Source organism: Oscillibacter sp. CU971 (assembly GCF_905219725.1).
In the GTDB taxonomy this organism is placed as follows: Bacteria; Bacillota; Clostridia; order Oscillospirales; family Oscillospiraceae; genus Oscillibacter.
Genome location: NZ_CAJMXG010000084.1, coordinates 1 through 11934 on the forward strand (window position 1 = coordinate 1; position 11934 = coordinate 11934).

General features: G+C 58.3%; 12 protein-coding genes. 2 read left to right on the forward strand and 10 right to left on the reverse strand.

Going from position 1 to position 11934, the window contains the following annotated elements; genetic code table 11:
- Nucleotides 1-181 precede the first annotated feature (181 nt).
- From JX325_RS07645 to JX325_RS07660, 4 genes are all read right to left on the reverse strand, one after another.
- Nucleotides 182-1261 (reverse strand): PdxA family protein, encoded by a 1080-nt coding sequence (locus JX325_RS07645; RefSeq protein WP_204790567.1) that lies wholly within the window; start codon nucleotides 1259-1261, stop codon nucleotides 182-184.
- 14 nt (nucleotides 1262-1275) lie between these two features.
- Nucleotides 1276-2187, reverse strand: a complete 912-nt coding sequence (dapA, locus tag JX325_RS07650) for a 4-hydroxy-tetrahydrodipicolinate synthase (protein WP_204790569.1) — start codon at nucleotides 2185-2187, stop codon at nucleotides 1276-1278.
- A 27-nt stretch (nucleotides 2188-2214) separates the two neighbouring features.
- Nucleotides 2215-3369: an iron-containing alcohol dehydrogenase gene (locus JX325_RS07655; RefSeq protein WP_204790571.1), complete on the reverse strand. Its 1155-nt coding sequence runs from the start codon at nucleotides 3367-3369 to the stop codon at nucleotides 2215-2217.
- A complete protein-coding gene (locus JX325_RS07660; RefSeq protein ID WP_204790573.1) occupies nucleotides 3363-4637 on the reverse strand; it encodes a four-carbon acid sugar kinase family protein in 1275 nt (424 codons plus the stop codon). Before JX325_RS07660 ends, JX325_RS07655 begins: the two co-directional genes overlap by 7 nt.
- Before the next feature lie 209 nt (nucleotides 4638-4846).
- Between JX325_RS07660 and JX325_RS07665 the strand changes: the two genes are divergently transcribed.
- Nucleotides 4847-6661 (forward strand): sigma-54-dependent transcriptional regulator, encoded by a 1815-nt coding sequence (locus JX325_RS07665; protein ID WP_204790574.1) that lies wholly within the window; start codon nucleotides 4847-4849, stop codon nucleotides 6659-6661.
- A gap of 383 nt (nucleotides 6662-7044) precedes the next feature.
- Here JX325_RS07665 and JX325_RS07670 read toward each other — a convergent pair whose 3' ends face one another.
- The 3 genes from JX325_RS07670 to JX325_RS18070 form a co-directional block, all read right to left on the reverse strand.
- Complete coding sequence (locus JX325_RS07670; RefSeq protein WP_204790575.1) at nucleotides 7045-7410, reverse strand: hypothetical protein; 366 nt, start codon at nucleotides 7408-7410, stop codon at nucleotides 7045-7047.
- Nucleotides 7411-7669: 259 nt separating this feature from the next.
- Entirely contained in the window at nucleotides 7670-7999 is a 330-nt protein-coding gene (locus tag JX325_RS18065; protein ID WP_243413984.1) for a tyrosine-type recombinase/integrase, read from the reverse strand.
- 160 nt (nucleotides 8000-8159) lie between these two features.
- The gene (locus JX325_RS18070) at nucleotides 8160-8312 is read right to left on the reverse strand and encodes a hypothetical protein (protein ID WP_243413982.1); all 153 of its coding nucleotides are present in this window, start codon (nucleotides 8310-8312) and stop codon (nucleotides 8160-8162) included.
- 222 nt (nucleotides 8313-8534) lie between these two features.
- On the opposite strand from JX325_RS18070, the gene JX325_RS18075 reads away from it, so the two are divergent.
- Nucleotides 8535-9356 (forward strand): hypothetical protein, encoded by an 822-nt coding sequence (locus JX325_RS18075; protein ID WP_243413983.1) that lies wholly within the window; start codon nucleotides 8535-8537, stop codon nucleotides 9354-9356.
- Nucleotides 9357-9785: 429 nt separating this feature from the next.
- Here JX325_RS18075 and JX325_RS07685 read toward each other — a convergent pair whose 3' ends face one another.
- The 3 genes from JX325_RS07685 to JX325_RS07695 all read right to left on the reverse strand — a co-directional run.
- Nucleotides 9786-9959, reverse strand: a complete 174-nt coding sequence (locus tag JX325_RS07685) for a hypothetical protein (RefSeq protein ID WP_204790577.1) — start codon at nucleotides 9957-9959, stop codon at nucleotides 9786-9788.
- A 5-nt stretch (nucleotides 9960-9964) separates the two neighbouring features.
- On the reverse strand, nucleotides 9965-11371 hold the full coding sequence (gene hydA, locus JX325_RS07690) for a dihydropyrimidinase (protein WP_204790578.1): 1407 nt from the start codon (nucleotides 11369-11371) through the stop codon (nucleotides 9965-9967).
- Nucleotides 11372-11390: 19 nt separating this feature from the next.
- Nucleotides 11391-11934, reverse strand: a 544-nt coding sequence (locus tag JX325_RS07695) for an ABC transporter permease (RefSeq protein WP_204790579.1), incomplete at its 5' end; no start/stop codon positions are given.

Below are 11934 nucleotides of genomic sequence, written 5' to 3' on the forward strand. Positions count from 1 at the left end.
CGGAAGAACCGCTGTCGGCGGGGGCGTCGGTCTTGCCGCTGTCACCGCCGCAGGCGGCCAGGCTCAGCACCAGACTCAGGGTAAGGAGCAAAGCAAATACTTTCTTCATTTCATTTCTTCCTTTCTGATACTTGTGGATAAAGTCGTATTCTTCACCGGCATTGGGCCGGATAAAGACGGTTTACGGTTTGGCCTTTGCGTTGGCCATCCGGATGCCGTAGTCCATGGCGTTGACCAGGCTGAGCTCGTTGGCGTGCCCGTCTCCGGCGTGCCCGAAGCCCGTGCCGTGGTCCACGCTGGCCCGGATGATGGGCAGGCCCAGGGTGACGTTGACGCCCGCCACGGCGTCCCAGTGGCCCTCGGCCTTGTTGTAGACAAAGCCCTTGACCTTCAGGGGAATGTGGCCCTGGTCGTGGTACATGACGACGACGATGTCATACCAGCCGGCCAGCGNCTTGGAGAAGACGGTGTCCGGCGGGGTGGGCTTTTTCTCGGGAATGATGATTCCCTCGGCCATGGCCTGATCGATGGCGGGCTGGATCTCCTCGATCTCCTCTTGGCCGAACATGCCGTTCTCTCCGCAGTGGGGATTCAGTCCGGCCACCGCGATTTNGTGTTCTTTGATGCCGATGGCTTTNCAGCNCTCGTTTGCAATGCGGATTACATCCAGGACCCGGTCCTTCTTNACCCGGTCGCAGGCCTCCCNGAGNGAGACATGGGTGGAGACATGAACCACCCGCAGCTCGTTATGGGCCAGCATCATGGTGTACTTGGAGGTCTTGGTGTAGTCGGCGTAGATTGCCGTGTGTCCCGAATAGTGGTGGTCCGCCATGTTGATGGCCTCTTTGCTCAGGGCGTTGGTGACGGTGGCGTCCACTTCGCCCGCCATGGCCAGCTCAATGACCTTCTTGACGTATTGGAAGGCCGCCTCGCCGCCCAGGGCCGTGGCTCCCAGGCCGAAGGGCTTGGGATTCTCCGGGTCGCCGGGGATGTCCGAGGCCTTGACCAGCCCCAGATCGTACACGTCGATAACGCCGTACTCATAGTTTGCCTCGCCGACGGACCGGATGCCCCGGATTTTCATGTCGATGCCGGAGACTTTTTTGGCCGCCCTGGCGGCGTACTCCATGGCAGAGACATCGCCCACCACCAGGGGGCGGCAGCGGTCATAGAGCGTCTTGTCCGCCAGGGCCTTGACAGTGATCTCAGGGCCGTTGCCGAAGGGGTCGCCCATGGTGATGCCCAGGATGGGTTTGTTCATCGTTCCTTACCTCCTCATNAATGCAGGCCGTTGGCCTTGCAGGTTTCCAGCACCTTCTTGAGCGCATCCATGCCCTCGGCGTAGAGNCGGCAGAAGGGCTTGCGGCAGTCGCCCACGGGGCTGCCCAGGAGGCCCGCCGCGATTTTAATGATGGTGTTGGGGTTGCCGTACTTGAAGACCGCGCGGAAGGGGCGGATGCTGTCCTGCGCCTTCTTGGCCCGCTCCAGATCCCCGGCGGCCCAGGCCTCGTAGATCTCCACCATGGTGTGGGGGAAGACGTTGGCACAGCCGGCCACGCCGCCCTTGCCGCCGAAAAGCAGGATGGGCAGAATCAAGGAGGCGTTCCCGGAGAGGACGCTGAACTCTTTGTCCAGGACCNCCGTAAGCTCTACATACTGCTTCATGTTGTCAAAGTTCCCGCTGGAGTCCTTGGCTCCTACGATGTTGGGAGCGTCCTTGGCCAAACGCGCCACGGTGGCGGGAGCCAAGGCGTTGCCCGTCCGGGCGGGGATGTTGTAGAGGACAATGGGCAGATCCACTGCGGCAGCGGCTTCCATATAGTGGGCGTACAGCTCATCCTGAGAGGCGGCGGCGAAGGAAGGCGTGATGATGGACAGCACGTCCGCGCCCAGGGCCTCGGCCCGTTTGCTCAGCTGGACAGTTTCCCGGGTAGTAATGCAGCCGGAACCGGCGTAAACGGGGACCCGGCCCCGGGTTTCCTCAATCACGATGTCCAGAACCCGCTCCTTCTCGGCGTAGGTCAGGGCATAGGCCTCGCCGTTGGTGCCGAAGGGGAAGATGCCGTGGACGCCCGCGCCGATCACCCGGTTGACCTGGTTTCGCAGCTCCCGCTCGTTGATGGTCTCATCCGCGTTCATGGGAGTGAGAATCGGGGGGATGATGCCTTTGATCTCGACATGCTTCATGGGAACTCTCTCCTTATAAAAATTTCTTTACAGGACTTCCTGATAAATCTTCCGGGCGTCGCCGGGGGTAACCTGGCGCATGTTGTTCACCAGCAGCCGTGTCACCTCCATGCCCGAGGCGACCAGAGACTCCAGGTCCTCCTTGGGCACGCCGAACTCCGTGAGGCTGGTGGGGATATCCAGGTGCTTTACGATGCCCTCCAGACGCCGGATGACGGCGGCGCTCTTCTCCTCCTCGGTTTTGGCGTCCCCCTTGAGACAGCGGTCATAGGCCTTGGCCAGCAGGGGGCGGCAGACGGGCTCGTTGAAGCGCATCACCGGAGCCAGAAGGATGGCGTTGGACACGCCGTGGGCGATGTGGTACTTGCCGCCCAGGGGATAGCTCAGGGCGTGGACGGCGGTGGTGCCGNAAGCCGTAATTGCNACGCCCGCGNAGAAGCTGGNCAGGAGCATGGTGTTCTTGGCGTCCATGGCCTCCGGGTCGTCGCAGGCCTGTTCAATATTGTTTAGGATCATGTCCAGGGCCTGGAGGGCGAAANGGTCGCTGANGGGGTTGGCCTTATTGCTGNTGAAGCACTCAATGGCGTGGGCCAGGGCGTCCACTCCGGTGGCGGCGGCGATTTTCCGGGGGAGCTTCTTAATCATCACCGCGTCCAGGATCACATAGTCCGCGATCATTTCCGTGTTGACGATGCCCACCTTCAGCTGCTTTTCCGGCACGGCCACGATGGCGTTGGGGGTGGCCTCGGACCCGGTGCCCGCTGTGGTGGGGATCATCAGGGTCTTCATGCACTTCCTGGCCCGGCCGGGCTCATCCAGCAGTTCTTTGACGCCGTACTCGCCGGTCATCAGGATGCTGGCCAGCTTGGCGGTGTCCATGACACTGCCGCCGCCTACGGCCATGATGAAGTCCTCCCCGCATTCCTTGCACTGGTCCACCAGCTTCTGGGCCTCCAGATAGGAGGGCTCCGCCGGCAGGTCGTCCAGGACGGCGGCTTCCACGCCGGTCTTCTTTACCTCCGCCATCGGAAACTCCAGCAGTCCCGCGCCCTCGATGCCCTTGTCGGTGAAAACCACCAGGCGCTTTACCCCGTTGGCGGCGAAGATTTCCGGAATTTTTCCCAGGGCGCCCTCTCCGCTGTAGACCGCGCGGGGCATTTTCAATTCGTATTTTGTCAGCATACCGCTTCCTCCTCGTGATCTCCGGCGCCGATGGACTTGGCCAGCCTGATAAACAGGTCCGGCTCTCCAAAGCCCCCGGATTTTGAAATAATATGATAGGCCTTTCCCGCATACACGAAATCCGTCAGCACCGCCCCGGCGTCCAGGTCGCACACCGGCGCCAGCTCCGCCACGCCCACGGCCCGCATCAGGGCCAGCAGCGTGTCCCCGCCAGTGCAGAGGAGCGTGGCGTCCAGTCCTCCATCCAGCAGCCGCCGGACCAATTGGCCCAGCTGCCCCGAAATGCGGACCCGGAGATCCTCTGCCGTCAGGCCCCGCTCTTTCGCATAGTCCGCCGTGTCCGTCCGGCCTGCGGGGTCATTCACATCCAAAATAAAGCGTTTCTTTTCTCCGGCGTCTCCCAGCCAGGCGGCCGCGGCGGCGGCGCAGTCCTCCGTCTCCAGCCAGCTTGTCTCCAGCTTCTGCTTTGGAGTTAGGTGGACATGGGCAAAGCCCGCCGCTTCCGCCGTCTCCATCTGGCGCAGGGTCACCTGGTTCACGCTGCCGCAGGCCACAAAGAGGGACGGGACCAAATAAGGCCGCTCCGGAGGGGTTCCCTCCAGTTCCAGCAGCTCCGCCAGCACGGAGGCAACGCCCGCGCACCCGGCGCTCAGCCGCAGCCCCTCTTTTCCCAGTGCCCGGCCGATGCGCAGCAGATCGCCGTCGGTCTCCGCGTCATAGACCTGGATGCCGGGGCGGGGGGGCTCCTCCCCGGGCGCGCCGGTCTCGTGGAGCACCACCGGGGTTTTGGACTGCGCGCCGATGATCTCCGTCACAGAGGAGGCGGTCACCGGCTCGAAGGGGTCCTGGCCAAAGACGCTCTCCGCTACGGGGACGCCGTCGATGTAGTGGATGCCCTTCCGGGTGACCCGGTCCATCCCCGGCAGGGCCGGAAGAAACGCCAGGCTGTCTGCCCCGGCGGCGTCCAGCACCGCCGTCAGCTCCGCGCCCACGTTGCCCCGGAGGGCGGAGTCCGTCTTTTTATAGATGTAAGTAAATCCGTTTTTCAAGGCGCCTTCCACCGCCCGGAACACTACGCCATAGGCGGCCTCCGGCGTCAGGTGGCGGGTCTCGGCGTCCAGGACCAGGACCTGGAGGTCCTCTTCCGCCTGTGAGAAATCGTACGCCGGGTCCGTCACCACGCGGGTCCTGGCGCCCCGGGCCGCGAACTGGACGCCGCTGTCCAGCGCACCGGTGAAGTCATCCGCGATCATAAGAAATCTTATCATATCCACGCCCCTATGCGTCTACATTTGAAACGTTTTGAATTCGAGTCCTGTGTTTGGAGTTCTTCTGCAAGGCTTCCGTCTTTTCACGCTCTAGTTTACAGAGCTTTGCGTAAAAACCGTTTATTTTTGAAACTAGCGAAAAAAGCGTTGCGCCGTTTTTGTGNATTTGTTATAATATATCCGATTTTGAAACAATCGGAGGTCTGTTTATGGAGCACCGCATCCGCGCGCTGGGCATCGCCCCTTATGAAGGCATGAAGCATCTGATGGCCTCCCTTCAGGACGAATATCCCCAGATCGACCTGACGCTGTTCGTGGGGGACCGGGACGAGGGCCTGGAGATCGCCCGCAGCAACTTTCATGGCAACTACGACGTGGTCATCTCCCGGGGCGGCACCGCCGACATGCTGCGGCAGAATCTGGCGCTCCCTATTATCGAGATTGACCTCACCGTGTATGACCTGCTCTGCGCCCTGAAGCTGACCGACGGCCTGACGGGGAAGATCGCCATCGTGTGCGCGGCCAACATCTCCAGCAGCGCGCGGCGGCTGTGCGACCTGATGGGCTACGACATGGCCATTTACACCTATGACTTTCCGGAGACCGTGGAGCAGATCATGCGGAAGATCCGGGACGAGCAGTATCAGACCGTCCTTTGCGACATGGTGGCGGATACCACGGCCAAGCGCCTGGGGCTGAATTCCTTTCTCATCGTCTCCGGGATCAACAGCATTCGCCGGGCCTTTGACCAGGCCATCCTGCTGTGCCGCAGCCAGCAAAAGCTCCGGGCGGAGAATCTGTTTTTCCGGGATCTGATCCAGGGCCAGCTCAGCCAGACCGTGGTGTTCGACAGCGAGGACCGCCTGTTTCTCTCCACACTAAGCGAGTTCCGGCCAGAGCTTTTGGAGATGCTGCGCCGGGAACTGCCCGAGTCCCGGCGGACGGAGGAGCGCCGCATTACCCGAAACCTCGGCGGGATGATCTACAACATCCGCTCCCGGCACGCCGCCACAGAGGGCCACGTATATACAGCCTTTTTTTTCGACGCCCGCAGGACGCCCCTCTCCCCCAATCAGACCGGCATCCGCTTTGCCACCCGCCCGGAGGCGGAGGACGCGTATTACAGCAGCATCTTCAGCTTTGCGGGCACCGTCAACGACTCCCAGGAGCAAATCGACCGCATCAGCGAAAGCTCCGCCCCGGTCATGGTCACCGGCGAGGACGGCACGGGCAAGGAGTCCATTGTCAGCGTGATCTATATGCGCGGCCCTCTGCGGAACAATCCCCTGGTGACCATCCATTGCAGCCTGCTGAACGATAAGAGCTGGTCCTTTCTTTTGGAGCACCATAACTCCCCCTTGGCGGACGAGGGAAACACCATTTATTTCGCCAGCGCCGACAGCCTGAGCCAGGAGCGGCGCTCCCAGCTCCTGGCCGCGATCTCCGAGATGGAGGTCTGCCGCAGGAACCGGGTGATCTTCTCCTGTGTCTGCCAGCCCGGAGAGCACATGTCCGAGATCAGCTCCCAGTTCATCGACAAGCTCTGCTGCCTTTCTCTGCGCCTCTCCCCCCTGCGGGAGATGGCGGACCGCATCCCCGCCCTGGTCAACCTGTCTTTGAGCCATCTCAACGCGGACCTGCCCCGCCAAATCATGGGGGCGGAGCCGGAGGCCATACGAATGCTCCAGGGCTTTCAGTGGCCGCATAATTACACGCAGTTCCGCCGGGTCATCGGTGAACTGGCGGTCACCGCCGCCGGGCAGTTCATCACCGCCGAGGAGGTCCGGCAGACGCTCCGAAAGGAGCGCCATGTGGCCGTGTTCCACCTGCGCGCGGAAAACGCGGCGGCGCCCCTGGACCTAAACCGGACGCTGGAAGAGATCAACCAGGATATTGCCCTTCGGGTGATCCAGGAGACCGGCGGCAACCAGACCGCCGCCGCCAAGAGGCTTGGCATCAGCCGGACGACTCTATGGCGCTTGGTAAAAAAACAGATGGGCCCGTCTTCGGCCCATGAGAAATAACGAAGATACTGCGGGAGGTGAACCTCATACGAAAGCCATCAGGGAGATAGATGCTGAAAGTGCATTTTTAAACGCGCAAGGGTTTCTTCCTTTGTTTGTACCAGCGCACACGCTGCTCTGCGGATAAGGGCTGGTTTATGGCCATGAAAATCTCGATTAGCTGTCGTAATTTTGCCATTCATGTAACTAGTTCTGTATGCTTGGTACGGTTGGACGCTCCTTGCCCACAGACAGAGAAAACCAGCCCGCCGGGAGTACCCAGCGGGCCGTGTGCTGTTCAGCTTGCCGTATTCTCTGCCCTCAACCGCTCCCTTTCAGCGGCCACCTCCCTTTTTATCTCGGTTATCATTACTGTCAGCAGCTTTTCACATTCTTCCACCGTGTCAGCGCAGATGTCCCGGGTGCGCTTTGTTCCATTGGAGCGCCATCAATTCTCCTACCCGGAGTCCTGTGGCCAGTTCCAGAAGGAACGCCTCGTAGTAACCTTCGTCCCCGGCCTGGATGAGTAGTCTTTGCAATTCCTCCCTGATGAGCAACTGCATCTCCTTCCGTCTGATTGGCGGCACCTTGCATTCCTCAATTGGATTCTTTACGATCAATCGCTCTGCTACCGCTTTTTCCAATGCCCTGTGGCAGAGGCTGTGACAATTGCGCGCCATATTGTCCGAGAGACCACCGCCTCTGGATTTTTTATGCAGTGTACGTCCCTCCTTTCTCACCCGGCTGAAGAGCTGCTGGAGGTCATTCATCGTTACCTTGTTCAGAGGAACACTGCCCAATTGGGGGCGGAGCATTGGCTCACTGTCGTTTTAGTACCAAAATTCCACTCACTCGGCGAAGGGCATATCTGCTCTGACCTTGACAGTGGTTGTTGGAGTTACTGCGTTTTTCAGAGAGTTCAGCTTTTCCACGCACTCCGCCTTGGTCCTGGCCAGCACATTTTCGTTTTGGGCAGACTCTTGTCATCGTAGCCGATGACCACCCGCCCCTCCCAGCGGCCGTCCTTTCTCAGACGGATCGTTCCCTCGCCGTTTTCGCGCTTTCTTCCCACGGTCTCAGCTCCTCTCCAAAAATATCTGTCGGGAAGTTGCCGATGGCTTCCGAGGCTCGTTTCTGCATATCGCCAGTGGTGTGGGTGTAGGTGTCCAGTGTGAACGCCGCCCTGGTATGGCCTAGGATGTCGGACAGGGGTTTCACATCCACGCCCGACGCCAGAGCATGAGTGGCGAAGGTATGTCTCAAGTCGTGAAAGCGACTGTTCGGGAGGCCAGCCCGCTTCGGCAGGACTTCCAGCTGCCGATATGCGGAGCCAGAATGAGTGGGCTGTTCCGGCTTCATCGGGTTGGGGAATATCCATTCGGTGAGGGCGGACTTTTTTCGCTCACAGAGAACTGTAACCGTACTGCCGGTCAATACGATCTTACGAGTGCCGGCGTTGGCCTTAGTATCCCGGCAGTCAGCCCGCCTCCAGTTTCCCGGTAGACGGTGCGTCAAACTTTTAGAGTGCCGTTGGCCTCGTCGAGGTCCTCCCACTGAGGCCGCAGATCTCACCCCGGCGCAGACCTGTGGTCAGCTCGGTGTAGAAAAAGTCGAACCAGATTTCATCCCCTGTGATGACCTTCATGAACATCTTCAGATGCTTGTCTGTCAATATCTGCTGTGCCCCTTAACTGAACCTGGGAGCAGTGATTTGCTCGGTCGGGTTACTGGCAATCAGGTGGGGCCTGCTGTGCCGCCTTCAGCACATCGTGGAACGTGGTGTGGATGCGGCGCACCGTACCGCTGGCCAGACTGTCACTCAGTTTCTCATAAAACCGCCGGACATCCTTCGGTGTGATCNGGGCAACTGCTTATCACCCAGGGCAAGCCTGATATGGTTTTCGACGTAGCTGCGGCAGTTCCTCAGCGTGTTGGGCCGCAGGGTTTCCGCCATGTTCTCCGACCGCTTGCCGAGCCACTTGCTCAAGGTCATTCGGCTCTGCTCTGTCAGGTCGGCACCCTGGTAACTGTCGATGTGCTGGCGGAGGCTGCTGCGGAGGCGGAGAGGAATCACCAGAGGCTGTATCAGGCGTTTATCAGCGGACAGACCGGCTTGATTGCCGAGGGACTGAGAAAAGAACTGGCGGAGCACAGCAAGGCGGTCTGTCCGGTCTGCCATACGGAGTTTTGCGCAGAGCAGGTACACGAATTTGCCCCGCTTCCGGCAGAGACGCCGGTCCAGGCCAATTTGGATGCCGCAAAGCAGGACTATGATGTGAAAGAAGAAAAACGCAGGAAGCAGGCCGAGAAGCGAACTGCGGAACTGGATCAAGCTATTTCCCAAGGAGAAGATGCTCTTACAGCACATAGACTATTGGCAGGAAAACTGGATGCGGCTATTTCTGCACTGCGGGACCAGTTAAAATACCCCAATAAGAAAACAGCGGATGAGCAGATTCAGCACTGGAAGGACCGGCTGGATTTCCTAAAAATACAAGTCAGGGAGCATTTAGAGGCGCAGCGGGCGGCAATCAGCCAGAGGGATAACACTCAGGGAACGCTGAATGGAAAGCAGAATGATCTGCCGGACCTGGAGCGGTCCAGAGCGAAGTCAGAGGGGGCGCCCCCCACGCAGATTCTCGCCCGGGAGGATGAGGGCGTTATACTCACAACAAACCACAATACAGAGGAATTAGTGAAATATTCTCTCTTTTAAGGGAGGACCCACATTGGAACGCAGAAAAAATATTGAGTGGACATCAAAATCGGTATTATCGCGCCACTCTGAAATCTATGGGCTTTTCTTCCGAAGATCTCAAGCGGTCAGTGATCGGCATTGCCAACGCCTGGAGTGAATGCGTTCCAAAGGCGCTGGGAATGACGCCGGCGGACGGCGGAACTGACGTTGGTTGTGAAGGTCCACCATTACTCTCTGGCCCTAACCGCTCCGTGCTCTGGTATAGGTCACGGCTTGGGTCAGGCCGGTGCCGCAAAGCCAAGCAGCACAAAAAGCGCAGAAACAAAAACACGGAAATTCAACGAATTTCCGTGTTTTTAATACATCCCAGGGGATTCGCCCCCGGCCTTCTGGTCCGCAGCTTGTCCGAGCGAGCAAACGAATGCTTTTCGGTCCATTCAATGCTGTTCATGCGGGGGTCAGGTGTCCCTTAATCCTGCCGGCTTCATTGCTCCCACAGAGAAGCTTCTCCGCCACGGGAGACAGCGGGGTGATGGGATAGATGGCCGCCGCCTCCGTAAAGGCGCAGGCCACGCGGGCGGCCGCCGTGTTGCCGTCCATGACGGCGCATTGTTTCTTCATGGGATTTACTTTCGCAGAAGATCATATCCCAAACCATAGGGNTTTCCAGGGATAAATTGTCCTTCTCCCGGGGTTCCCAAATATCTGCCCCGATCAACTACAACCTTACCCCTCAGGAGGACCGTCTCGGCTCTCCCAATCTGCTCCAAGCCTTCAAAGACGTTGTACTCCACTCCCGTAGGATTTGTTTCTAAGGTAATCGTTCCCCGATAGTCCGGGTCGAATAACACCAAATCTGCGTCGCTCCCAATTTGAATTGTGCCTTTACGTGGATAAAGGCCATTCATTTTGGCAGGATTCGTAGCACAGACCTCTACAAATTTCTGACGGGTCATTCGTCCCGCCGCCACACCGTAGGTCCATAGCGCATACAGCCGGTCTCCCGCACCAGGGCAGCCATTGGGAATCGCCCGAAAATCCTCTTCTCCCCAGTGCTTCTGATAGAGCGGAATACTGGCATTGTCCGATCCGCAAACCGATAAATAATCATGGGTTAGCGCATTCCAGAGATAGTCCTGGTCTTTTTTGTCCCGCAGCGGGGGAGAGCAAACCCATCTACAGGCCTGATCAAAATCCGGATCGTCCATCTTATGCTTGTCCAGCACCAGGTAATGCGGGCAGGTCTCCCCAATAACCGCTGCGCCTCTGGCTCGAGCCGCCCGAATAACTTCACCGGCCTCCACGCAACTGACATGAACCACGCATAAGGGACACTCCATGGCGTCCGCAAAAGCCACCGCTCTGGAAACCGCCTCTGCTTCCCCATAAGGAGGGCGGGTCATGTAGTGATATTTGGGCGCCAGACAGCCTTTTTCCGCCATCTCGTTGCGGCACATATCCAGTACGTCCGGATTCTCCGCATGGACCATCATGGTCATACCATGCTGCTTGGCCTCTTTTAAACAAGCCAATAGTTTTGAATCGTCCATGTACAAGGGCGTTCCTTTATAAGCAAGAAACAGCTTCATAGTAGGGACGCCCATATCTACCAACTTCTGAATTTCCTTCAGCGTCTCATCCGTGTAATCCGTACAGCAAGCATGAATGGCAATGTCCGGCGATACTTTGCCCTTTGCCCTTACATCAAGACGGTATTTAACGGAATCCACCAGGTTCATCCCCGGCTCGTTGGTACAAAAATCCACAATTGTCGTGGTACCGCCCAGCAGGGCAACATACGATGTGTCATAGCCCGCATTGGTGGTAACTCCGTCGGTATTCAGCGCTTCAAAATGCGCGTGGTTATCCACGCCGCCCGGCAAGACATATTTTCCCCCTGCGTCCAGCACATGGTCAAAGGGACCAGGCAGTTCCGTGCCGATAGCAGCGATCTTCTCTCCCACTATTAAAAGATCCGCTTTATACTCGCTGTCTGCTGTTACGATTGTACCGTTTTTGACAAGAGTTCTCATAAATTTCCTCCTGTAAGTATCAATTTTTATGACTTTTTTGGATAGAGGTAACGATTACGGCAGCAAGGATAATCAAACCGGTCGCAATATCCTGATAGTAATAGGAAACGTTCAAAATGGTCAAACCATTGGCCATTGTACCAATGATCAACGCGCCTAACAGCGTACCGGCAAGGTTCGGTTCGCCGTCTTTAAAAGCGGTGCCTCCCAGCCATACGGCGGCAATGGAATCCAGCAAATAATCCTCGGCCGCCTGGGGATGGGCCGAGCCCAACCTGGAGGTCAGCATCACTGCGGTGACGCCGCAGGCGATGCCGCAAAAGACATAAGCCCATACAATGGTCTTTTTTGTATTTACGCCAGACATCAAAGAGGCTTCCTCATTGTCACCCACTCCGTAAATATACCGCCCCAGCTTTGTCTGCGTCAAAATGACAAAGGCAATTGCCATTACAATCAGCATGATGATAACAGCGTTTGGTATAATTCCAAACAATCGCTGCGCGCCAAAGATCTCAAAATCCGAGGGCAGATTTGAGATCGGATGCCCTTTTGTATAAGCT

Bases quoted from the DNA above. Each gene is read 5' to 3' on its own strand.
- JX325_RS07670 (WP_204790575.1), bottom strand. From the start codon at position 7,410: ATGAATGACCTCCAGCAGCTCTTCAGCCGGGTGAGAAAGGAGGGACGT.
- JX325_RS18075 (WP_243413983.1), top strand. From the start codon at position 8,535: ATGGTTTTCGACGTAGCTGCGGCAGTTCCTCAGCGTGTTGGGCCGCAG.
- JX325_RS07665 (WP_204790574.1), top strand. From the start codon at position 4,847: ATGGAGCACCGCATCCGCGCGCTGGGCATCGCCCCTTATGAAGGCATG.
- JX325_RS18065 (WP_243413984.1), bottom strand. From the start codon at position 7,999: ATGAAGCCGGAACAGCCCACTCATTCTGGCTCCGCATATCGGCAGCTG.
- JX325_RS07685 (WP_204790577.1), bottom strand. From the start codon at position 9,959: ATGAAGAAACAATGCGCCGTCATGGACGGCAACACGGCGGCCGCCCGC.
- JX325_RS07660 (WP_204790573.1), bottom strand. From the start codon at position 4,637: ATGATAAGATTTCTTATGATCGCGGATGACTTCACCGGTGCGCTGGAC.